This is a genomic window from Streptomyces nojiriensis (assembly GCF_017639205.1).
GTDB classification, from domain to species: Bacteria; Actinomycetota; Actinomycetes; order Streptomycetales; family Streptomycetaceae; genus Streptomyces; species Streptomyces nojiriensis.
The window spans coordinates 924,962-945,906 of record NZ_CP071139.1; the positions used below are offsets into that span (position 1 = coordinate 924,962).

Consider the following 20,945-nt stretch of genomic DNA (forward strand, 5'->3'; position numbering starts at 1 on the left):
ACGTACGACGGGCCGGAACCGTTTTCCGGGCCGGCTCCGCGGCCGCCGCCGATCTCCTTTGAATCCGGATGAGAAGGATTTCATGAGCAGCAGCGCCAAGATCCAGGCGCCCTCCGGGCTCCTGGCCGACATCAAGCACCGATCCGACGGCCACCACCAGATGTTCGGCATCCATCTGCGGTGGCAGATCGGTGACAACCGGCCCGACCACGGAACGTGGCCCCCGCCCGCGGACTGGAACGAAGGCGACGCTCCCTATCCGCACGTCTACGAGGTGTGGATCAACGGTGAGGCGCGGCAGACGGTGTTCCTCCACTGGCCTGCCTGGGACTGGGCCCCGTCCAACTCCCACTGGGTGGACCTGGGTGAGGAGCCTGACGCCGAATACCGGGTGAAGATCCGGGCCAAGGTCGACGGTTCGTTCACCGCGTTCACCAACGAGGTCACCGTCGCCTCGGCCGCGGCGGTGCCCTGGTCCGCCCCGCGGGAACCCCGGGGCGCGCAGTCCGGCGTCGCCGACCACGCTCCGCGTCACGGCACGATGAACCACCCGCGCAGCCGGGCCGCCGTCGCGATCAGGGACGAGGACCCTTCTCCGATCTGTGCGAAGGCCCGGGCCGAGAACACCAGCACCACCTGGCAGGAGGTGCTGCCGGGGGCCGACCGCATGCTGGCCGACTACCCCTGGAACAACGCCCTGCGCTATCTGGAGTACCGGAAGTTCTTCGAGGGCAGCACCGTCGCCTCCACCGGCAACCCGGCGTTCGCAGGTCTCGACCTCGCTCCCCGTCCGGATCTCGGTGACTGGCCCACGACCCGGCTGGACGCCTCCGCCGCAAGCCACACGTTCTCGTACGACTACACGGCCTATCACACGGACGACACCTGGTCGCACCGCTGGTTCCTCACCCGCGGCGGGTGGGACCCCGGCAGCGGACTCTCGTGGGAGGACCTGGAGCCCATTCCGTTCCTGATCGAGGTCCAGGGAGCTCCGAAGGAGGAGGACTCCACCCAGTGGGAGTTCGCCACCCTCCCGTCCCGGAACGGACGGGCCGCGATCGTGCATGTCTGGGGCGGTCACGGCGGACCGGACACCCCTGACGGCGGCAACGGCCGCAAGACCGGGGAGTTCTTCCTGTCCGTGTGCGACGTGGTGCTCCACTGACACCATCCATCCGGATCCGAATGCCCGGTCAGGGGGCGCGGAACGGGTGAGGTCATGAGCGGGGCGGCCGCGCGGAACCACGGCCGCCCGCTCGTTCCTCGCGCAACTCGGGGCGGCCCTCTCGCGGGCGGTGCCGTGGGCTTCAACCCAGGCTCTTGCAGGCCCCGTTGGGACGCATGTCCAGCCGTCAGGGTATCCGGGATCGCGCGCCGATTTCTTAGCATCACAGGCCAATAACGCTCTTGACCGCCGCCCGCACGACTACAAAGGAGCCCATCGAACCGAACCCGGCGCCAACGGGGTGATGAACCCGTTGTTCGGAATATGGCGAAGGTGGTGATGTGCATGCGTGAGTGCAGCAGGATCCAAGCGATTGCGGTCAGATCCGCCACGGGAAGCCCGCGTTCTGGACCTCTCCCCCGATAGGCCGCCCATGCTGATACCGATGCTGTTTTCCCCGGCGCTCGCCTCGGCCGACGAGTACCGATCCCTGACGTCGACCATCCGGTCGAAGGCGCAAGATGCGCAGGGATTCTTCGGCGGAGCCGGGCGCAAGGAGGGCGAAATGCCCTACCTCCCCCTCCACGTCCAATTGCGCGGCCTGTTCATCGAGCTCTACATCGAGCTCCGCCCACGCAATACGAGCCTCCGGATAGCCGGATTCCGGAACATCTTCGAGAACGGTCAGGCCCCGCCGGAAGCGTACGTACGCCACGTACGGGACTCGGTCGCACCGCCGGGGCTCCGCCGAACGGAAGCCCTGCCGTTCGGCGGAGGCCGCGCCGACCTGGAGAGGGCCGCCGCCGTTCGGCGTTCCGGCGTCCTCCTCGGGCGCCGGCCCTTGAGCGACGCGGTCGTCCGGCTGCACCAGAACCGCGATCCGCGGAGCACCGCTCACGGAATGCTCGTGCTCTCGGAAATGCTCTGCGAAGCCGCCCGGTACCCCGCCCTGGCCGATGCGATGTCACGTATCTGGATGACCGGGGGGCGGCTGTAGTCCGCAGCGGTCTGCGCGGAGGGCGGCGCTCTGCCGGATCCCGCCGCGTCCCCGCCGGCCGGGCGGGGCGCTCGCCCGCACGCCGTCCCGGGCATCCGGATCCCTCTTCGGGTGCACGGGACGGAGTGCGGGCGGCACGGTTCAGAACTTGCTCAGGTTGAGCGCGTTCTGCAGGGCCTTGACGGTGGCGGGACCCCACGCACCGTCGACGGCCAGACCGGCGCCGGTCATCCGGTTGAGGTGGGACTGCAGGGCCTTGTAGGTCGCCGGACCGGTGATGCCGTCCTCGACGAGCCCGGCGCCCGACCACACGTTGAGGTGGTGCTGCAGCGCCTTCTTGGAATTCGGCCCCCACTGGCCGTCCGCCGTCACGCCGATGACCTCCTGGGTGGCACGGATCGTCGCGGGCCCGAAGTCGCCGTCGACGACGAGCCGGGCGCCGTCGTCGATGTACGCGAAGTACGCGGCTTCGGTGGCCGGGCCCCACGCGCCGTCGGCCGGGGTGCCGACCTTGGCCTGCAGCCAGCGGACGCCCGCGAGGGTCAGCGGGCCCCAGGCGCCGTCCTGGTCCAGGGCAGGGCTGTATCCGAGGGAGTTGACCGCGTACTGCTGCATCAGCACCGAACGCACCGAGCTCATGCCGCCGGAACCACCCGAACCGCCGGAACCACCGCCTGCGTACGCCTTGTACGCGGCCTCGGTGCCGGGCCCCCACAGGCCGTCGACACCGGTACCGACCTTGCCCTGGAGCCAGCGGACGCCCGCGTCCGTCAGCGGACCCCACACCCCGTCGACCGCCAGCGCCGGGTTGTAGCCCAGCCCGTTGACCGCCTGCTGCTGAGCGGAGACGGACCGCACCTGGGTCATGCCCCCGCCGCCGCCACCGCTGGAGTCGCTGCCGCCGCCACCGCCGCCGGATCCGTACTCGATCGTGACGCTGTCGGCGACCATGCCGCCCTGCACCCAGGCCCGCAGGGCCGAGCCCGGGCAGCTGGTGGAGTTGCCGGAGAGCCCGCCGTGCCAGGTCTGCGCGAGCGTCCTGCCCGCCAGCTGGTTGGCCTGCTTGTACAGGGCGCGGATCGCTGACAGTGCCCGCGGGGTCGCGTCGCCGTCCTCGCCTATGAAGCAGACGCCGATGTGGCTCGTGTTGTGACCGGTGGCGTGCGCTCCCTGGACGTACCAGCCGCGGCCTTCGAAGATGCGACCGGTGTCGTCGACGAGGAAGTTGTATCCGATGTCCGACCAGCCGTTGGAATCCATGTGGTAGTTCTGGATCTGGCGGACGGTCTGTGTCGTCGGACCCGCCGAATAGTGAACGGTGAATCCCGTTCGGTCACCCATGTCGACCCGGGTCACCTCCCGCGCCGGACGCGCACCCCATTCGGAGCGCGAGTACACGTAGGTGATCCCCTCCTTCCCGCCCGTCGATCCGCCCGGAACGGGCTTCGGCGGTTCGAGTTCGCCGAGAAGGACCTTGGGGTACAGGTTTCCCGGGCATTCCGTGTAGGTGAGGCGCATGTCCCTGTGCCCCACGACGGCGGTGCCCGCCATGCAGTACCGGAGGTATTCGATCAGCTGCCGGAACGCGGCCACCATTTCGGACGTGACCGCGTCCTCCGACCCGATCAGTCCCAGGATGGAGTAGTAGTTCTGGTTGACGCCCTTGCGCTCCGTGCCGTTCGCCGCCTGCCGCCTGCCCAGCCCGCGGCCCTCGTAGATGCTGCCGTGCTTGCAGATGGCGAAGCTGTAGGGGATGTCGTCGTAGGGCGGCTCCTTCATGTCGAGCCAGTCCGCCACATGACCGAGCGGCGAGTAGTACATCGAGTTCTTCTGCACCTCCCGGACCAGACCGGCGCACCGGTCGTGCTGGTCGACGGCGAAATGGCCACCCCCTTCGTGGTGGATGACCACGCCGCCGAGCCAGGGGGTGAAAGGGTCCTTGTCGATCTTCTTCGGGGGCAGCGCGCCCCATTGCGCCCGGCTGATGATGGAAAAAGCCATGTCGTCGTTCTCCTGGTGATTGCGCGGCCTGCCGTGCCGCCGCGCGCTGTCGTCGATTCCTGACGGAACGGGCCGACCCCGCCCCTGCGTGCCGGCGGCGTCACACCCCGCCGATCACGCCCCCGTCCGTGCGCCGGACGACGATCGTGGCCGAGCGCGGGCGGCCCGCCGGGTCGTGGTCGGGCCAGCCGCTGACCGCGCAGGGCCGCTCGGGCGTGGGGGCTCCCCAGGCGGCCGTGTGCTCCCCCGGGTGCTGGACGTTGACGAAGAGGGTCCTTCGGTCGGGTGTCGTGACGACTGCGGTGATCTCGGCCCCCCGCGGGCCGGTGAGGAAGCGGCGGATCTCACCGTTGGCCGGATCGGCGACGAGCACCGCGTTGTTGCCGAGGTTCCCGTGCCCGGACTCATCGCAGTTCTGGGCCCACTTCGAGATGCCGGTCTGGATCCACAGCCGCCCGTCGCCGTCGAACCACAGGCCCTTCGGCGAGCCGAACATGCCCGACTCGTCGAGTCCGACGCCCTCGTCGTGGGCCGGGTCACCGGCGAGCACGAAGACGTCCCAGCGGAACCCTTCCGCGCTCTCCTCGCGCCACCGCACGATGTGCCCGTACGGGTTGGATTCGCGCGGGCTGATCGCCCGGCCGCGGCCGGTCCCGCCGCCCGAGCCGCAGTAGCCCCCGCCCGGACTGTTGGCCAGCGCGCAGTAGACGGTGCCGTCCGCGGCGACCGCCGTCTGCTGGGGGCGGTCCAGCGGCGTGGCTCCAAGGGCGTCCGCAGCCTCGCGTACGCGCAGGACGACGTCGGCCTGGTCCCGCCAGCCGTGCTCGCCTGTCAGCGGGCCCCGCCCGTGGATCAGGGGCAGCCAGCGTCCCGTTCCGTCGTCCTCGAACCGCGCGACGTACAGGGTGCCGTGGTCCAGCGGACTGCGTCCCCGGGCGCGCTCCCGCCGCCACTCGTCCTCGCCCACGAACTTGTAGAGGTAGCCGCCGTTCTCGTCGTCGCCGCTGTAGAGGACGACGCGGCCGGCGGCCTCGGTGACGGTCGCGCCCACGTGCTGGAAGCGGCCGAGGGCGGTCCGCTTCACCGGAGCGGTGGAAGGCGCGGCGGGGTCCACCTCCACGACCCAGCCGAACCGGTGCACCTCGTTGCCGTTCACCGCCACGTCGAAGCGGGGTGCGACGGTGTGCCAGCGGTGCCCGTGACCGGCCGCGCTCACGCCGTACCGCTTCTGCGTGCGCGTGGGCCGCCAGCTCGGGTCGTCGGTACCGAAGTAGCCGGCGACGTTCTCCTCGCAGCTCAGATACGTGCCCCACGGGGTCACCCCGTAGGCGCTGTTGCCCAGCGTGCCGGCGTGGGCCGTACCGGTGCGCAGCGCCGGGTGACCGGACCCCACCGGGCCGGAGAAGTTCACCGGGGTGGTGCCGGTGATGCGGACGTTGCGCGGCGAGTCGCCGAGGTCCCAGGTGCCGCCGCTCTCGCGTACCTCGAACACGCTCAGCCCCTGCGCGGCCAGGGACTTGTCGACCTTCTCGCGCGTCAGGGCCGCGCCGCCGTCCCGGTGGAGCAGCGTGGCGTCCGTGGCCTCGTGGTTGACGACGAGCGTCCCGAGCCGGCTGCCCCGGGGGCCGTCGTCGTACGGGAAGAAGTGCAGCCCGCTGTGGTGCGAACCGACTTGGCGGGCCTGGTCGGTGGAGCTGTTGCCGCCGTCGGCCAGCCACGCGGGTCCGCCGGAGTGCAGGGGCCGGCCCCACGGCGCCAGGGTCTGCACCGAGTAGCCGGGCGGCACGGTCACCGCGTCCGTGGTCGCGGGCGGCACCGCGGCGAAGCCGAGGAGCCCCTTCGGCTCCCCGCCGGCGGGCGTCGGCGCCGGGGCGGCGGCGGCTGTGGTGGCGGCCTGGGCGGTGGAGGTGCCGAAGCCGAGGAACGCCACGAGGGCGGCCGTGCCGCCGGCCACGACCTGACGCCGTGAGAGCGAGGAGGCCACGACCTCCTCGAACGGCGGGGCTCCCGCCGACTCGGGGTGGGGAGGAACCAGATCTGCCATGTGTGTGCCGCCAAAGGGGGAAGGGCCGGCCGCTGCGCCGCCGCCAGGGATCCGAAGGACGGGCGCTCCCGGCGGCATCGGCTGCCGGGGCCCGTGGTTCCGAACCTAGGGCGAGTGGCCCCCCGTTCCGTCCGTCCGGCCGTCCCGGGACGCCCCGAACCGCATCTCGGGACGGCGTTCGCGGGTGACCCGGCGAGTTCGCGGGGCGGCCGCAGCGCACGCGAGGGACGCGGTCAGCGGGTGGTACGGGTGTCGTGCCCGAACCCCAGGGCTCGCCGGGCCGTCGGGAGCTGCGTCTCGGGCGGGGCGGTGGGGGCCGGGTCCTCGGTGGCCCGTTCGGCAGCGGTGCGGCCGCGTGCGACGCGCTGCTCCGTCTCCGTCTCCGTCTCCTGCTCCGCCTCCTGCTCCTGGTACTCGCGGAGGGGAACCGGTCCTTGCCCGAGCGGGCGGCGCCTTGTGCTCATCACCGAAGTCTCGCAGCCTGCCTGACGGACCATCCGGGGCGGGGGGATCACTCGGCGGTCATCGGCGTCGCGGTAAACCGTCGGCCGGGCTCAGGCCGAGGAGGGAGGCGTCTTTGTTCCGGCTGCCGGTGACGGCGTCGGTTCCGGAACGGGGCCTCGCCGCTGCCCGGAGCCGGTCGCGGCGCGGGACGGCGCGGTAGCGCGGACCCGTTGACGTCTGAGGGCCGGGACCCCCAACAGCCCGAACCCGAGGGCCGCCGCCGTGAGATGGCCGACGGTGGTGAAGTCCGGCAGCGGCCCGCTCCAGTCGGCTCCGCCGAGCGGCCAGGCGATGACGAAGGCGGCCCAGGGAAGGCGGCCCCGGCGCGGCAGGGCGAGCGTGCCGATCGCCAGCACGGTCTGGGCTCCGTAGCTGACCCCGTAGTCCAAGGCCTGCCGGACGGCCGCCGGATACCAACCGTGCCGCAACGCAACGGCGATGACGACAGCGGTGAGCAGGGTGGCCGCGACGTGCCCGCCGAGGAACACGGCCACGGCGCGCACCCTCCCCCACCGGTGCTCCACCCAGGCCAGGAAGCAGCAGACGCCGAGGCCCAAGGTGATCAGCGTGCCCACGAAGTCGGTCGAGGTGACGTCCGTGAGCGTACCGTCGAAGAACAGCGCGCTGCCGAGCAGCGCGGGCACCGGATGGTCCTGCAGGTTGTCCAGGTTGGTGCTGACGTGGCCCAGCACGGCGGCCGCCCGTTCGGTGGACAGGCCGTGGCCGACCCAGGCGTGGCTGCCCAGGAGCAGGCAGACGTAGGCGAGGGTCAGCGGCGCGCGGCGCGGGTACCCCCGCACGGCGCGGACGAGCCCGTCCAGAGCACCCCGCAGTGACTGAGAGTTCATACCGTGGCATTCTCCAGGTCGCACCGAGGGCCGGGATCGGCGGGTGCCGGCGGGTGCCGGCGGCCGTCCCGGTCGGGGCCGGGCCCCCGTGTCAGTCCTCCAGGCGGGACAGCCAGGTGGCGAGCAGCGTTTCGAGTACCGCGGCCTCCTCGGGCGTCACGAGGTCCAGCAGGCGGCGTTCGTTGCGCATGTGGTCGGTGAACGCCCGGTCCACGAGGTCGCGTCCGGCCGAGGTGAGGGCGACGATCCGGCCGCGCTGGTCGTCGTCGGAGCGTCGGCGGGTGACGAGTCCGGACCGCTCCAGGCGGTCGATCCGCTTGGTCATCGCACCGGTGGTGACCATGGTGTGCGCGGCGAGCTCGCCCGGCGCCCGCTCGAAGGGCTCACCTGCACGGCGCAGTGCGCACAGGACGTCGAACTCCCCCTCGCTGAGGCCGTAGCGGTCGTAGACGAGGCCGAGTTCCGCGCCGAGCCGGTCGGCGAGGCGGTGCAGTCGGCCGATCACGCCCTGTGGGCCGACATCGAGGTCAGGCCTTTCGCGACGCCAGTCGGCCTGGATCCTGGCCACCCGGTCCAGGGGCGGATCGTGCTCGACGGACATTTTTGCTTCCATGGAAGCTATATTACCTTCCATGGAAGCAAATGTGCGCTGGGTGGCGCTGACCGCAGTGGCACCGGTGGCCTGGGGAGCCAACTACTTCGTCACCCATGAGTTCCTGCCTGCGGACCACCCGCTGTACGGGGCCGCCCTGCGGGCGCTGCCGGCCGGCCTGGTCCTGCTGGCGCTGTGCCGTCGGCGGCCGCACGGCGCGTGGTGGGGGCGGTCCGCCCTGCTCGGGCTGCTCAACGTGAGCGTGTTCTTCTTCCTCGTCTCACCGCCTCCCAGCTGCTGCCGACGAGCGTGGCCGCGACCGTCATGGCCGCCTCCCCCTTGATCATGATGCTCGCCGCCTGGCCCCTGGTCGCCGAGCGGCCCGGCATCGCCCACCTGGCGGGCGCCGTGATCGGGCTGGGCGGGGTGTGCCTCATGCTGCTCGGGGGCGTGGGCGGGATCAGCCTGCCGGGCGTCCTGGCCTCGGCCGCGGCGGTGCTGGTGTCGTCCGTCGGCCACGTCCTGGCCAAGCGGTGGAACACCGGCGCCGACGGGGACACCGGCGCCGGTGTGCTCGCGTCGACCGCTTGGCAGCTCACCGCCGGAGGCCTGCTCCTGCTGCCGGTGGCCGTGGCCGTCGAGGGCGCCCCGCCACCGATGTCCCCGTCGGCCCTGCTCGCGTTCTGCTACGTCGGCCTGGTCGCCACCGCGCTGGCCTTCGCCATCTGGTTCGCCGGCCTTCGCCGCCTGCCCGCCGGGACGGTCGGTCTGATAGGGCTGCTCAATCCGGTCACCGGCGTACTGCTCGGGACGGTGGTCGCCGGGGAGGTGCTGACGGGCCGACAGCTGTGCGGACTGGCACTCGTACTGGGCGCGGTCGCCCTCGGCCGGCCCCCGGGCAGAGGCGGACGGGCGAGCCGGGGTACGGCGGCGGGCGGCGGACGAGCACGTCGCGAAGGTCAGGTGGGCGCGGCTCAGTCGTCCGGGCAGAGGACGAAGAGGGGGAAGGCCAGCCGTCGGGGCTGAGTGCCGATCTCGTCGAGTGCGGCGCGGATCTCGTGCAGGTGGTCGGTGGTCATCTGCAGTGGGGGTTCGTGGGGCTGGTAGGTGGTGCGGACCGGGTAGTCCACGCCCGGTTCGGTGGTCATCTCGATGTGACAGCCCATGACGTGGGTGACCGGTCGGCGTTCGCAGAACTCGATCAGCCGGTCGATGGTCCGGGTGAACGCGTGCCGATCCTGGATGTAGAGGCGGCCCGGATAGACCGTGTCGCCGGTGAGCAGGAACCCGGTCCACGGGTCGTAGTACGTGACGGCGCTCTCGTGGTGCCCGGGGGTGGCCAGGCACTCGAGCCCGCGGCCGCCCAGATCGACCCTAGCCGTGGCGGTGGGGTTCTCGTCGAATCCGAAATGCTTCCAGGCCGTGGGCAGGTCTGCCGCGACCACTGTGGTGTCGGGACGGCCGGCGAACTGGCCGTCGCCCGCGGTGTGGTCGCCGTGGGCATGGGTGTGCAGCACCAGCAGGTGGTACTCCTGGCGGGGGTGGCGGGCGAGCCAGCCGTCGACGAGCCGGTCCACCACCGGGCGCAAGGGGAAGAACTCACCGGACGCAGTGGCCCCGGTATCGATCAGCACCGCCCGGTCGTTGCCGAACAGCAGGAAGAGAAACGGCGCTTCGTAGTCGATCGCCATGTTCTGCCGCAGGATGACCGTGTGCTCGTCGTACGCGTAGACCTGGATGTCCGGGTCGGTGTTGTGCTTGGCCGATGGTGAGCCGTGGATCCAGCGGACGTCCAACTCGCGAGGCCGAGAAGCCGGGCTGTCGAAATCGATGAAGGACGTGCCTTCAGCCATGACGCCTCCTGCGTGCGTCGTCTTGGCGGGCCGGGTACGGCGCACATCTCGTCCGGGGTGGGCACGTACGAGCCTCCGCCGCGACGCTACCACGAGATTGATCCACTGCCCTGGTGGTGCCCGGCGCCCGTGCGGCGACGGCAGTGCCCTTCGCCGAGAAACCTCGGTAGGAATGTGTGAAATTCATTCGTCGGCATTTCGCCGGCCGCTCGGCACCACAGCAGCTGACGTCACCTCACATTGCCTGCCCGACCGCCGATTTCAGGCCATGAGGCCATGGCAATTCGAAGCGGTAGCCGATAGCGCACCGCTACGATTCGATCATGGGACCCCTGAAACCGAATCTCATTGAACTCATAGTCGGCCTCATCGCCTTCTCCGTGGTCTTCGCGACCCTGGCCAAGGTCCTCCTGCCGAGGATCAACAGGACCCTCGCCGAGCGCGAGGAGGCCACCGCGGGCGCGCTCGAGCGGGCCGAGGTGGTCCAGAGGGAGGCGCAGCGCCTTCGGACCGAGTACCAGGCGGAGTTGAGTGCCGCCCGTCACGAGGCCGCCCAGATCCGCCAGGCCGCACACGAGGAGGGCCTCACCCTCCTCGCCGCCGTCCGCTCGGAGGGGCAGAAGGCGCGCGAGGACATGGTCGCCGCGGCCACCGTGCAGCTGGAGGCCGACCGGGTGATCGCCGAGGCGGAGCTCCGCGAGCACGTCCTCGGGCTGGCCACCGAGCTGGCCGGCCGCATCATCGGCGAACCGCTCACCGACGTCGACCGTGCCCGCGCCGTCGCCGACGAGTTCTTCGCCGAGACCGAGGCCGAGGCCGACACCAAGGGCTGAGTCCACGGCCGCTCCCGCGCACCAGGTCCGGGACGGGCGCGTGCTCCGTCACCCCACCATTCCAGCCCGTCTCTTCCGGATCTTGCCGGGCCCGCGACGCCCGGCACCGCACCTGGCCGCGTTGTCGGGGCACCCGAGTACGTCCAGTACACGGGCGCCCCTCCGCCTTGCCCTGCACGGCACCGGACGCCGCGGGCTCGGCCGACAAGATCCGAAAGAGACGGCCTAGAGTGGGGCCCCGAACGGAGAGGTGGGCGATGACGAACCGTCACGCGGTGGTGGTCGGAGCCGGAATCGGCGGCCTCACGGGCGCCGTCGCACTGCACCGCCGGGGCTGGCGCGTGACCGTCTGCGAACGCTCCCCCGAACCCCCCGTCACCGGCGCCGGCATCGGCCTCGCCCCCAACGCCCTGCGCGCACTCGACGCGGTCGGCGTCGATGTCTCCCGAGCGATCGGCGGCGCCGTACCCGCGACGATGGGCGTGCGGCGCCCCGACGGCCGGTGGCTCACCCGGGCGGGCACCGCCGACATGGCGGCCCGCTACGGCATGGCGCCCCTCGCCGTCCCGCGCCCGGCCCTCACCGCCACCCTCGCCGCCGCGCTGCCGCCGTCCGCCCTGCGGTACGGCACCGAGGTGACCGGGGTCGACGATGCCGAGGACCGGCCGACCGTCCGTACGGCGGCGGGCCCGGGCATCCGAGCCGATCTGGTCGTCGCCGCCGACGGCATCCACAGTCCGCTGCGCCGCGCGCACTTCCCCGCGCACCCCGGACTGCACTATCTCGGTGAGACGGCCTGGCGGACCATCGTGGACGCCCCGGACCTGCGGATACCGGCCATGAGCGAGACGTGGGGGCGGGGGGAGCGGTTCGGGGTGACCCCCCTCGTGGACGGCCGCTACTACCTCTACGCCACCGCGGTCGTCCCGCCGGACACCCGTCTCACCGACCCGCGCACCGAACTGCGGCGGCGCTTCGGCACATGGCACGACCCCATTCCGGCGCTGCTGGACCGCGTCGGGCGCCAGGGCGCTGCCGATGTCCTGCGGAACGACCTCTACGACCTGGCCGCCCCGCTCCCGTACCTGCACCACGGCCGGATCGCCTGGCTGGGCGACGCGGCCCACGCCATGGCCCCCAACCTGGGGCAGGGCGGCTGCCAGGCCATCGAGGACGCTGTGGTCCTCGCCCGTCTGCTGCCCGCCGGAGAGCGCGGCGACGGCGGGGACACCGCCGTTCCGGCCGCCCTCGCCGCGTACACCGCCGCCCGCCACGCCCGCACCGACGCCGTGCGCCTTCGTGCCCGCCGCGTCGGACGGCTGGGCGTGCTGCGCAACCCGGTCGTGGTGGCCGTCCGTGATCTCGCGGTCCGGGTCACCCCGGCCCGTCTGGCCCTGCGCGGCATGGACGACCTCTTCAACGGGTTCCGCCTCCCCGCGTAGCGGTGGGGGCGGTCCGGGACGGCCCTCAGGTGGTGCGGGCTGGGAAGGAGAAGCTGTAGCCCTGCTCCGTGAGCCAGGGCAGGTACTCCTTCAGCGCGGCGACGGTCTCGCTGCGGTCGCCGCCGCCGTCGTGGAAGAGGACCGTCGGCTGCCGGGGGAGCTTGCCCTCCACGGAGGAGAGGATGGCCTTCAGGCCCGGCCTGCTCCAGTCCTGGGGATCGACGCTCCAGCCCAGCGGCCGCATCCCGCTCGCGGCGGCGATCGCGCGGCTGTCCGGGGTGAAGGCTCCGCCCGGCGCGCGGTAGTAGGCGACCGGGACCCCGGGAACCGCCTTCTCGATCATGGCCTTGCCGTCGAGGATCTGCTGCCGCTGGTAGGCGACGGGCTTGTGGTCCATCGTGACGTCGTGGTCGACGGAGTGGTCGCACAGCCGGTGCCCGTCGGCGGCAACCGCACGCACCAGCTCCGGGTACTTCTGCGCCTTGGTGCCGATCATGCAGAAAGTGGCCTTGACGTGGTTCTTTCGCAGCGTCTCCAGGACCTGGGGCGTCCAGCGGGGGTCCGGACCGTCGTCGATGGTGATCGCGACCTGGCGGCCCGCGCCCTGTGCCAGCCGGGAGATCCCCAGCGGGACCCCGGAGGCGCCCTGAGCGGCACCGTGGGCGGCACTGTGCGCCGGGCCCTGGGCGGTGCCTGCGGTGCCGGCCGGTGCGGAGTGGCCGGACGGGGGCGCGTCCGGGGTGCGGACCACCGAGCCGTCGGTGGCGGCGTACGCCGGGGTGCCGGCTGCCGCCAGGAGCCCGAGGAGGGCGGCCGCAGCGACGTACCCCGCCCGTCGACGACGTGCGGAACTGGTGGTGATGCGCATGGACGTGCTCTTCCTTTGCCCTCGGCCCCCGGATCTCGCTGGTCGATCCAGGCTAGGTCATCCGTTCGGAGCCCCACCTCGACCAAATGGCCCGTTTTGTGTGGTTCAGGGCACACGGGTCCCCCGGCGAGCGGCCGACAGCCTCGGAGCGCCAACGGCTGTGGCCACTCCCGTGGTGCCGCACCCCGTGTGAGCAGTGTCACGGCCCGCCCACGCCGCGGGGCCGTGCGGAGCACCGCAGGGCTCCCGCCTCCTAGGGCGCCGTCATGGCTCCGCAGTGCTTCTTGATGAGCGCGTACGAGGCGATGCGGTCGCCGAGGTCGTAGACGGGCGTGGCCAGCATCAGCTCGTCCGCCCCGGTCCCGGCGGCCAGGTGTGCGAGCCGCGCCACGACGGTCTCGGGCGTGCCGACGGCCTGCTGGGCGCGGAAGCCCGCCAGTGCCTGCCGCTCCTGCTCCGTGAAGGGGTGGGTGGCCGCCTGCGCGGGGGTGGGGAAGGGGATCTGGCTCTCCCCCCTCAGGAGGCCGGCCTTGACGACGTTCATCGGCCCGGCACGACGGACGGCTTCCTCCTCCGTCTCCGCGCACACCGCCTCCACGCACAGCAGCACCCGGGGCCGCTCGCACCAGCGGGACGGGGAGAACGCCGACCGGTAACGCTCCAGAACGGCAAGGGTGTTGTCCGGCCTGATGTGGTGCGCTACGGCGACCGGCAGCCCGAGTTCCGCGGCGAGCGCGGCCCCTGCGGGGCTGGAGGCCAGCAGCCACGGCTCCGGCAGCGGACCCAGTGCCACCTCGTCCACCAGGAACGAAAGGATGGCGGCCACGTCGTCCCGGTACTCGGCATCCGTCGCCGGGTCGCCGCCGCGGCGCAGTGCCCGCGCGGTGGCGTCGTCGAACGTGCCGGGGCCGCGGCCGATGCCCAGGTCGATGCGGTCCTCGTGCAGGGCCGCGAGCGTGCCGAACTGCTCCGCCAGCGTGATGGGGGCGTGGTTCGGCGCCAGGACCCCGCCCGAACCGAGGCGGATGGCCGAGGTCGACGCGGCGGCGTGCGCGGTCAGTACGACCGGCGGGAACGCGCCGATCGCGGGAGAGTGGTGATGCTCCGCGTACCAGAGGCGGTGGTAGCCGAGGTCCTCCAGTCCTTGGGCGAAGGCCGTGGTGTCCCGCAGGGTGTCGGCGGCCCGGGTGCCCGTTTGCACCATCGCGACTTCCAGCGCTGAAAGGGGTATGTCGAGCATGGCGTCAGCATAGGGATCGCGGGTGGCCGGGCGGGCGGGCGTGATCGTTTTCGCGCCACGCCCGCCCTGCCGCAAACGGGGTCGTCGCTGCGGCTCAGTGCTCCTTGAGCAGGGCGCAGGCGAAGTTCTCCTGCACGGTGCGCAGTCGGGCCAGCAGCGCGGGCTTGTTGCCCTTGCTGGTCTGGGTGTTGATCGAGAAGGTCAGCGACCGGGTGCCGTCGGGTGTGGTGGCGGCGAGCTGGGTGTACCCGGGGAAGTTCCCGGTGTGGCCGTAGAGCACCCCGCAGCGGGTGGTGTACTGGAAGATCGCCAGCCCGGCGGCGTTGGTGCCGGGACCGGCAGGCTCCGAGGAGTCGCCGGGACGGAAGGTCAGCTGCTCCTTGCGGGTCTGCGCCGACAGCAAGGTGGGGCCGCCATAGGCCCGGATGAAGGTGCCCAGTTCCCGGGGGGTGGAGACGATGCCGCCGGAGGCCCAGACACCGGAGGCGCCCACGGCCTCGCTGATGTCCTCCGGTTCGGCCGGCGGCTGGACGTCGTAGCCGTGCAGGTACGGCTGCGGGAGCCGGTAGCCCAGGGGCAGGCTGGTGCGGCGCAGCCCCAGCGGGCGGTACACGAGCTCCTTGAGGAGGTCCTCGTAGCGTCGGTCGGTGACGGCCTCGGCCATGAGCGCGACGGCGATGTTGTCCGAGTTGGAGTACTCGTACAGGGAGCCGGGGACGAAGCGCAGCGGCTCGTCGGCCACGAAGTCGAGGAGGGTGCGCGGGTCGAACACGTGGCGCGGGTCGGCGGTGAGGATCTCCAGGAACCCGGGGTCGGCCGAGTAGTCCGGCAGGCCGCTCGTGTGCTGGAGGAGCTGGCGCAGCGTCACCGCGTGCCAGGCCTCGGGCTGGCCGGGCAGCCGCTCGCCGATGGTGTCGTCGAGGGAGAGCACGCCCTGGTCGACGAGCCGGAGGGCAACGGCCCCGCTGAACGCCTTGGCGATGCTGGCGATGCGCATGTGGTCGTCGGGGTGCGGTGGGCGGCCGGTCGCGATGTCGCCCACACCGGCCGTGTACACCTCCGTACGGTCTCCCCGGGTGAGCATGGCGATCGCCCCGGGCGGGCCGTCCTCCTGGGCGACCAGCCCGTCGAGCTGCCGCTGGAGACGCTTGTCGTGGCGCTGGCGGCCGTCGCCCGGACCCGGGTCACCGGCCGCCTGCGCGGGCTGCAGGAGCCCGCCGAGTGCGGCGGCGGTCAGGACGGCGGCGGACAGTCCGGTACGGAGACGGCTTCGGCGGGCACGGGCACGGGTCGGCATGTACGTGGCTCCTGGTGTGCGCGGGGACGGCCGGGGCGGGCGGCGCCCGGCCCGGCCCAGCAGTAGCAGCCCGAGCGGCCCGCCGGGACCGCGGCGCGCGCCGCGACCCCCCGGTTGGCCGCGTAAGTCGCCGTCGGACCCGGGTTGCCGCGGTGCCGGGCGCTCTGCGGCCGGGCCGGCCCGGGCGGCCCCGCGGGGGCTCCACCGGCCGACATTCGGCCGGGAGTTCGCTCCGACCGGCTCGCTTCTCTCCTCACCCGTCCGCGAATTGCCCGCAGCGGTTGTGCCGAGGTCTACGGGACGAGCCGCCGACAGGCCGGCGGCATCGAGGCCGCCTTCGGCAAGGGACCGTCCTGTCAGTGCGCTCCTGCATGCTCGTCCCATGACGCACGCTCCTGTCGAGGCTCTGCACGACCTCGCCCATAGCCACCTCCCGCCCGATGACGCCGCGCGCTGGATCGGCCTGCTCACCCCCGGCCTGCGCCTGGCCCACGCGGGCGGCGGACCGGTGGCGGGGCGGCTCGGCGGGCTCCCGGACCTGCCTCTCGACCTGCCGTGGCCCGTGTGGGAGGGATACGGCCCGCTGTCCCTCATCGCCTCGCTCGACTGCGCGGCCCTCACGGCGGCCGGCAACTGCGGGCTCGCCCTGCCCGACTCCGGAACCCTGCTGTTCTTCCTCCACGACGGGCGGCCCGACGGCGGCGACTCCCTCGTCCACGCCTCGGACCCCGGCACCCGGCCCGGCGCCCGGGTGCTGCACGTACCCGCAGGCACCCCCACCCGCACGCTCCCCGCCCCGCCCGGGCTCCCTCCGTATCCCGAGGTGCCGCTGACCGCACAGGCGGGGATGACCGTACCGGCCTACGACGCCCCCGTCGTGCGGGCCGCGTTCGGCGAGGTCGTGGACTCCCGGCAGTGGCGCCACCACCCGGTCAACGCCAGGGCGTTCACCACCGCCCTCAGCGCCCTCGACTCCGCTCCGGGCGATGTGCGGCACCGGCTCGGGGGCCACCCCGTGCCCGTACAGGGTGCCGTGGAGCGGGAGATCGCCCACGCGGCGCTCGGCCCCGGCGTCTCCTGGAACGACCCCCGCCTGGACGAGGAGGCAGCCCGGTGGATGCTGCTCGCGCAGATCGACACCGACGACGAGGCGGACATGATGTGGGGTGACGTCGGCACCCTCTACTGGCTCATCCGCCCCGCCGACCTCGCCGCGGGCCGCTTCGACGAGGCGAGCTTCGCCTGGCAGTGCTGCTGATTCACCGGGTCTCCCCCGCCGGGACCGTCGGCACCGGCCCCGCGCTCCGTGCGGCCTCTTCAGGCTGCGCCGGCGGCCCGGCCTGGAGGTGCTGGGCGGCCTCGGCGGCGGTGTAGGCGGAGGCGAAGGTGAACGCGCGCGGGGACGGCCCGTGCGCCCGCAGATCGGTCAGCCGCTCCAGGGCCTCGGCGACGGTCGGCCGGTGCCCGGCGGGGACCCACCAGAGCACCAGGTGCGCCTGGACGTGCCGCTCGAACCATTCGCGGCGCCGGCGCATCACCTCCAGGTGCCCGCTGCGGTAGGAGAAGTCCCACAGGGCCTCCTGGGTCTGCCACACCGACAGGTTGACGACGACGTCCTCCCCCGCCGGACGCAGGCCGGTGGCGTCGGCCGCCCCCTCCTCCACGAGCCGCCACACGAAGCCGGGCGCACCGTCGGCGGCGGCGTTGACCGGATCGAGCATCTCGACGAACGGCGCCATGCGCGGGTCGTCGAAGGGGTGGAGGAGCGTGGCGACGTTGAGCTGGGCGAGATGGGCGGCATGCGCGGATGCGGTCATGGCCTCATCCCAGCACGAGCACCTTTCTATGTCAACGCTCATTGTTTTTAGAAGTCTCGATCACCACGCAGCACTCCCCGGGCCGGGCGTCCATGCGGGCGCGGACGGAACCGTCCACGCCGAACAGCCCTTCCAGCAGTGCGAGGTTCATGCCGCAGACGAGCGGCGGGAAGTGCTCGGCGACCGCATGGAAGGGACAGTTGCGCATGCGGACGACGCGCGCGGCCGCCCCGGTCACCGCCCCAGCACCGTCGACGCCCTGGTCCCCCTCCGCGCCCCCGGCGTCCTCGCCGCCTTCTCCACCCTCCAGGTACGGCTCGTAGCCGCGGTCGGCCAGCATCTCCATGGCCTCTTCGAGTCCGCCGCAGGGCGCCGCCGAGCCTCGCAGGGCCTCACCCCTGCGGCCGGCGGCCGCGCGCAGCACCGCGTCCAGACCCGCCTCCTCGGCGGCCTCGGCGAGCAACTCCGCGGCGGTGAGGTAGTCGCGGGCGGGCAGCGACACCGACCGCTCGGTCCGCGCCCGCGTGTACACCTTGGCCGGACGGCCGGCCCCCGGACCCGAGCGGCCGGTCAGGCGGCGGCTGCCGCTCTCCAGCAGCCCGGCCTCGGTCAGCCTGTCCAGATGGTGCGCGGCGAGCGTGCGCGCCACCCCGGCCGCCTCGGCGGCCTCGTTGCGGCCGACCTCCCGGCCCTGTGCCGCCACGTACTCGTACAGGCGGCGCCGCACCGGGTCCTGCAACATCGCGATCGCATCGATATCCTTCACCCGGCCATTCTAGGAACAACGCAGATTGGAAATAGAAAGGCCGGCGGGCGCCGTCGCCGGTGGCCCCGGCAGGCGCAGGCCCGGACCACCGGGCGTGATCGAGCCGAGGACGCTCGCGCGCCGGGCGCCCGTGCACGAGGGGACGGTGCCCGGCAGACCGTGCGCGGTGAGCCAGCCCAGAACGGCGAAGGCGTACGCCTCCTTCGCCGCCGAGGGCAGCCCGAGTTCGTCCGAGGACCGCACCACGCACCCGCCGGCCGCGCCGGTCCCACCGGCCGCGCCCAGCTCCTGCCGCAGCCAGTCCATCAGCACCGGGTTGCGCGTCCCCCCGCCCGACGCGATCACCTCGGTCGCCCCGAAGGGCCGGATCGCGTCGGCGACGGTCCGGGCCGTGAGCCGGGTCAGCGTGGCGACGACGTCCTCGGCGGGCAGCGGCGCGCACGAGCCCAGCACCGAGTGCAGATAGGGCAGGTGGAAGAGCTCCTTGCCCGTCGTCTTCGGTGCGGGAAGGGCGTAGTACGGATCGTCCAGCAGCCTTCGCAGCAGCGGCGGGTGGACCGTGCCCCGCGCGGCGAGGGCTCCGCCCGCGTCCATCGTGTACGCCTCGCCCGAGGCGTCGCGCCCGGCCAGCGCGCGCACCGCCGCGTCGATCAGCGCATTGGCGGGGCCGGTGTCGAAGGCCAGCGGTTCTCCCCCAGTCCCCTCCGCCCCGCCCGGCACGACCGTCACGTTCCCGATCCCGCCCAGGTTGAGCGCGACCGGCAGCCCGGGCCGTCCCCGCAGCCACATCACGTCCACGATGCTGACCAGCGGCGCCCCCTGTCCTCCGGCCGCCACATCGCGGGTGCGGAAGCCGGAGACGACGGGCCGGCCGGTCGCCTCGGCGATCCAGGCCGCGTCGCCGATCTGGAGCGTGCCGTGCACCCGGCCGTCCTGGGCCCAGTGGAAGACCGTCTGCCCGTGCGACGCCACCAGGTCGGCCCGTCCGCCGCACAGCTCCTCGTCCGCCCGCACCGCCGCCGCGGCGAAGGCCTGCCCGATGCGGGTGTCGAGTCGGCACACCGTGGCCAGGTCCGCCGCGGCGGGCGGCAGCGCCCGGGCCAGCTCCGCCCGCAGGTCGTCGTCGTAGACCGTGCTGATCATTCCGAGGGGTGTGAGCACCAGCGTGTCGCCGTCGAGGGAGAGGTCGGCGGCGGCCGCGTCGATCGCGTCGTACGAGGTGCCGGACATCAGCCCGACCACGCGCAGGGAGCTCACCGCAGCGCCCGCCCGTGGTCGTCGCCGCGCAGCGTCAGCAGCGCGGCGGCGCTGACCGCGCAGGTCGCCGCGGCGTACTGGCCGGGGACGTCGACGTTCCCGGTCCGCGCGACCACTTCGGTGATGATCAGTCCCGCACAGCCCGAGAACACGGCGTTGGAGAGCGCGTACGCCAGTCCCAGGCCGGTGCAGCGCACCCTGGCCGGGAACATCTCGGCCAGCATCGCGGGCCCCGGACCCGCCATCAGGCCGACGCCGGCGCCCGCGGCGAACAGCGCCGCTCCCTTCGCGTACCCGGGCGCGCCGGGATCCTGCACCAGGTGCAGCAGCGGGAGCGCGAGCGCGGCGATCAGCAGGGCCCCCGCCACCATCACCGTCCGCCGCCCGATCCGGTCGCTCAGCCTGCCGGCGGGCAGGATCGACGCGGCGAACCCCAGGTTCGCCAGGACGGTGCCGAGCAGTGCTCGCTGGAAGGTGGTACCGAGCGTGCTCTGCAGGTAGGAGGGCATGACCACCAGGAAGGTGTAGCCGGCCGCCGACCAGCCCATCATCCGCCCGACGCCCAGCACCACGGCCCGGGCCGTCTCCCCGGGGCGCGGCCGGGGCCCGCCCGCGGGCCCGGCGCCGCCCTTGGCGCGACCGCCCGGCACGAGGGCGGGCGGTGCGAGGGCGGGCGGTACGGGGGCGGGCGGAACGAGGGCGGGCGGTGCGAGGGCGGGCGGTGCGGGGGCGGGCGGCTCGTCCGCGGGCAGCCGCAAGCGCAGCCTCAGCGCGACGAGCCCCAGCGGCAGGGTCAGCAGGAACGGCACCCGCCAGCCCCACCCCTGCAGCTGCGACGCGGTCAGCACGCTCGCCAGGACCACCGCCACGGCGGCGCCCGCCAGCAGGCCGAGCGCGACCGTGAACGACTGCCAGGCCCCGTACAGGCCCCGGCGGCCCGGTGGCGCGCATTCCGTCATGACCGAGACGGCCCCGCCGAACTCCCCGCCCGCCGACAGACCTTGCAGGATCCGCAGCAGGGTCAGGAGCCATGGCGCGGCCGCGCCGATCGAGGCGTACGTCGGGAGCAGGCCGATCATCGCCGTGGCACCGGTCATCAGACAGACGACGAGCACGAGCGCGGGCCGCCGGCCCGCCCGGTCCCCGAACCGCCCGAACACCGCGGCCCCGACCGGCCGGAAGAAGAACGCCAGGGCGAACGACGCGTACGCCTTGACGAGCCCCTCCACCGCGCTGCCGCCGTCCGGAGTGAAGAACTGCGCCGCGATGACGGTGGCGAAGTAGCCGTAGATCCCGAACTCGTACCACTCGATGAAGTTGCCGACGGATCCCGCCACCAGCGCCCGGCGCGCGTCGTCCGGCCGGACCGCCGCAGGAGGCCGCACCGGACCGGGGACGGGTGTGGTCATGGATCAAGCCTG

General features: G+C 72.9%; 18 protein-coding genes, 1 pseudogene and 1 riboswitch. Of the genes and pseudogenes, 6 read left to right on the forward strand and 13 right to left on the reverse strand.

The window, feature by feature from the left end:
• The first annotated feature begins 82 nt into the window (after nt 1–82).
• Entirely contained in the window at nt 83–1,165 is a 1,083-nt protein-coding gene (locus tag JYK04_RS04520) for a lytic polysaccharide monooxygenase auxiliary activity family 9 protein (protein WP_189746837.1), read from the forward strand.
• Nucleotides 1,166–1,610: 445 nt separating this feature from the next.
• Nucleotides 1,611–2,162 (forward strand): ribosome-inactivating family protein, encoded by a 552-nt coding sequence (locus JYK04_RS04525; RefSeq protein WP_229876851.1) that lies wholly within the window; start codon nt 1,611–1,613, stop codon nt 2,160–2,162.
• 141 nt (nt 2,163–2,303) lie between these two features.
• On the opposite strand, the gene JYK04_RS04530 is transcribed toward JYK04_RS04525, so the two are convergent.
• The 5 genes from JYK04_RS04530 to JYK04_RS04550 form a co-directional block, all read right to left on the reverse strand.
• The gene (locus JYK04_RS04530; protein ID WP_189746833.1) at nt 2,304–4,163 is read right to left on the reverse strand and encodes a peptidoglycan recognition protein family protein; all 1,860 of its coding nucleotides are present in this window, start codon (nt 4,161–4,163) and stop codon (nt 2,304–2,306) included.
• A 100-nt stretch (nt 4,164–4,263) separates the two neighbouring features.
• The gene (locus JYK04_RS04535; RefSeq protein WP_189746831.1) at nt 4,264–6,207 is read right to left on the reverse strand and encodes a PhoX family protein; all 1,944 of its coding nucleotides are present in this window, start codon (nt 6,205–6,207) and stop codon (nt 4,264–4,266) included.
• A gap of 233 nt (nt 6,208–6,440) precedes the next feature.
• Nucleotides 6,441–6,671 carry a hypothetical protein gene (locus JYK04_RS04540; RefSeq protein WP_189746829.1) on the reverse strand — a complete coding sequence of 77 codons (231 nt, stop codon included), beginning with the start codon at nt 6,669–6,671 and terminating at the stop codon, nt 6,441–6,443.
• A 90-nt stretch (nt 6,672–6,761) separates the two neighbouring features.
• Entirely contained in the window at nt 6,762–7,559 is a 798-nt protein-coding gene (locus tag JYK04_RS04545) for a rhomboid-like protein (protein WP_189746827.1), read from the reverse strand.
• Nucleotides 7,560–7,650: 91 nt separating this feature from the next.
• The gene (locus JYK04_RS04550; protein ID WP_229876850.1) at nt 7,651–8,172 is read right to left on the reverse strand and encodes a MarR family winged helix-turn-helix transcriptional regulator; all 522 of its coding nucleotides are present in this window, start codon (nt 8,170–8,172) and stop codon (nt 7,651–7,653) included.
• 19 nt (nt 8,173–8,191) lie between these two features.
• Between JYK04_RS04550 and JYK04_RS04555 the strand changes: the two are divergent.
• Nucleotides 8,192–9,177: pseudogene (locus JYK04_RS04555) on the forward strand (EamA family transporter).
• Here the strand turns inward: JYK04_RS04555 and JYK04_RS04560 are convergent.
• The gene (locus JYK04_RS04560) at nt 9,126–10,004 is read right to left on the reverse strand and encodes an MBL fold metallo-hydrolase (RefSeq protein ID WP_189746823.1); all 879 of its coding nucleotides are present in this window, start codon (nt 10,002–10,004) and stop codon (nt 9,126–9,128) included. The pseudogene JYK04_RS04555 and the gene JYK04_RS04560 sit on opposite strands and share 52 nt — an antisense overlap.
• Nucleotides 10,005–10,015: 11 nt before the next feature.
• Nucleotides 10,016–10,083, reverse strand: a riboswitch (guanidine-III (ykkC-III) riboswitch).
• A 244-nt stretch (nt 10,084–10,327) separates the two neighbouring features.
• On the opposite strand from JYK04_RS04560, the gene JYK04_RS04565 reads away from it, so the two are divergent.
• Together JYK04_RS04565 and JYK04_RS04570 are read left to right on the forward strand one after the other, a co-directional pair.
• Entirely contained in the window at nt 10,328–10,837 is a 510-nt protein-coding gene (locus tag JYK04_RS04565) for a F0F1 ATP synthase subunit B family protein (RefSeq protein WP_189746821.1), read from the forward strand.
• 257 nt (nt 10,838–11,094) lie between these two features.
• On the forward strand, nt 11,095–12,279 hold the full coding sequence (locus tag JYK04_RS04570; protein ID WP_189746819.1) for an FAD-dependent monooxygenase: 1,185 nt from the start codon (nt 11,095–11,097) through the stop codon (nt 12,277–12,279).
• 25 nt (nt 12,280–12,304) lie between these two features.
• On the opposite strand, the gene JYK04_RS04575 is transcribed toward JYK04_RS04570, so the two are convergent.
• The 3 genes from JYK04_RS04575 to JYK04_RS04585 form a co-directional block, all read right to left on the reverse strand.
• Entirely contained in the window at nt 12,305–13,147 is an 843-nt protein-coding gene (locus tag JYK04_RS04575; RefSeq protein WP_189746817.1) for a polysaccharide deacetylase family protein, read from the reverse strand.
• Nucleotides 13,148–13,400: 253 nt separating this feature from the next.
• Nucleotides 13,401–14,387, reverse strand: a complete 987-nt coding sequence (locus tag JYK04_RS04580; RefSeq protein ID WP_189746815.1) for an MsnO8 family LLM class oxidoreductase — start codon at nt 14,385–14,387, stop codon at nt 13,401–13,403.
• Between the two features lie 94 nt (nt 14,388–14,481).
• The gene (locus tag JYK04_RS04585) at nt 14,482–15,684 is read right to left on the reverse strand and encodes a serine hydrolase domain-containing protein (RefSeq protein ID WP_189746813.1); all 1,203 of its coding nucleotides are present in this window, start codon (nt 15,682–15,684) and stop codon (nt 14,482–14,484) included.
• Between the two features lie 382 nt (nt 15,685–16,066).
• Between JYK04_RS04585 and JYK04_RS04590 the strand changes: the two genes are divergently transcribed.
• The gene (locus JYK04_RS04590; protein WP_189746811.1) at nt 16,067–16,942 is read left to right on the forward strand and encodes a YwqG family protein; all 876 of its coding nucleotides are present in this window, start codon (nt 16,067–16,069) and stop codon (nt 16,940–16,942) included.
• Nucleotide 16,943: 1 nt separating this feature from the next.
• On the opposite strand, the gene JYK04_RS04595 is transcribed toward JYK04_RS04590, so the two are convergent.
• The 4 genes from JYK04_RS04595 to JYK04_RS04610 are packed head-to-tail and all read right to left on the reverse strand — an operon-like array spanning nt 16,944 to nt 20,933.
• Nucleotides 16,944–17,501 carry a DUF3291 domain-containing protein gene (locus JYK04_RS04595; RefSeq protein WP_189746809.1) on the reverse strand — a complete coding sequence of 186 codons (558 nt, stop codon included), beginning with the start codon at nt 17,499–17,501 and terminating at the stop codon, nt 16,944–16,946.
• 31 nt (nt 17,502–17,532) lie between these two features.
• Nucleotides 17,533–18,267, reverse strand: coding sequence for a helix-turn-helix transcriptional regulator (locus JYK04_RS04600; protein ID WP_189746807.1), 735 nt, complete (start codon nt 18,265–18,267; stop codon nt 17,533–17,535).
• A gap of 9 nt (nt 18,268–18,276) precedes the next feature.
• The gene (locus tag JYK04_RS04605) at nt 18,277–19,515 is read right to left on the reverse strand and encodes an anhydro-N-acetylmuramic acid kinase (protein ID WP_189746912.1); all 1,239 of its coding nucleotides are present in this window, start codon (nt 19,513–19,515) and stop codon (nt 18,277–18,279) included.
• Between the two features lie 5 nt (nt 19,516–19,520).
• A complete protein-coding gene (locus tag JYK04_RS04610) occupies nt 19,521–20,933 on the reverse strand; it encodes an MFS transporter (RefSeq protein WP_189746805.1) in 1,413 nt (470 codons plus the stop codon).
• Nucleotides 20,934–20,945: the final 12 nt, after the last annotated feature.

Bases quoted from the DNA above. Each gene is read 5' to 3' on its own strand.
- JYK04_RS04550 (WP_229876850.1), bottom strand. From the start codon at position 8,172: ATGGAAGCAAAAATGTCCGTCGAGCACGATCCGCCCCTGGACCGGGTG.
- JYK04_RS04520 (WP_189746837.1), top strand. From the start codon at position 83: ATGAGCAGCAGCGCCAAGATCCAGGCGCCCTCCGGGCTCCTGGCCGAC.
- JYK04_RS04610 (WP_189746805.1), bottom strand. From the start codon at position 20,933: ATGACCACACCCGTCCCCGGTCCGGTGCGGCCTCCTGCGGCGGTCCGG.
- JYK04_RS04580 (WP_189746815.1), bottom strand. From the start codon at position 14,387: ATGCTCGACATACCCCTTTCAGCGCTGGAAGTCGCGATGGTGCAAACG.
- JYK04_RS04560 (WP_189746823.1), bottom strand. From the start codon at position 10,004: ATGGCTGAAGGCACGTCCTTCATCGATTTCGACAGCCCGGCTTCTCGG.
- JYK04_RS04530 (WP_189746833.1), bottom strand. From the start codon at position 4,163: ATGGCTTTTTCCATCATCAGCCGGGCGCAATGGGGCGCGCTGCCCCCG.
- JYK04_RS04535 (WP_189746831.1), bottom strand. From the start codon at position 6,207: ATGGCAGATCTGGTTCCTCCCCACCCCGAGTCGGCGGGAGCCCCGCCG.
- JYK04_RS04525 (WP_229876851.1), top strand. From the start codon at position 1,611: ATGCTGTTTTCCCCGGCGCTCGCCTCGGCCGACGAGTACCGATCCCTG.
- JYK04_RS04540 (WP_189746829.1), bottom strand. From the start codon at position 6,671: ATGAGCACAAGGCGCCGCCCGCTCGGGCAAGGACCGGTTCCCCTCCGC.
- JYK04_RS04570 (WP_189746819.1), top strand. From the start codon at position 11,095: ATGACGAACCGTCACGCGGTGGTGGTCGGAGCCGGAATCGGCGGCCTC.
- JYK04_RS04595 (WP_189746809.1), bottom strand. From the start codon at position 17,501: ATGACCGCATCCGCGCATGCCGCCCATCTCGCCCAGCTCAACGTCGCC.
- JYK04_RS04575 (WP_189746817.1), bottom strand. From the start codon at position 13,147: ATGCGCATCACCACCAGTTCCGCACGTCGTCGACGGGCGGGGTACGTC.
- JYK04_RS04585 (WP_189746813.1), bottom strand. From the start codon at position 15,684: ATGCCGACCCGTGCCCGTGCCCGCCGAAGCCGTCTCCGTACCGGACTG.
- JYK04_RS04590 (WP_189746811.1), top strand. From the start codon at position 16,067: ATGACGCACGCTCCTGTCGAGGCTCTGCACGACCTCGCCCATAGCCAC.
- JYK04_RS04565 (WP_189746821.1), top strand. From the start codon at position 10,328: ATGGGACCCCTGAAACCGAATCTCATTGAACTCATAGTCGGCCTCATC.
- JYK04_RS04545 (WP_189746827.1), bottom strand. From the start codon at position 7,559: ATGAACTCTCAGTCACTGCGGGGTGCTCTGGACGGGCTCGTCCGCGCC.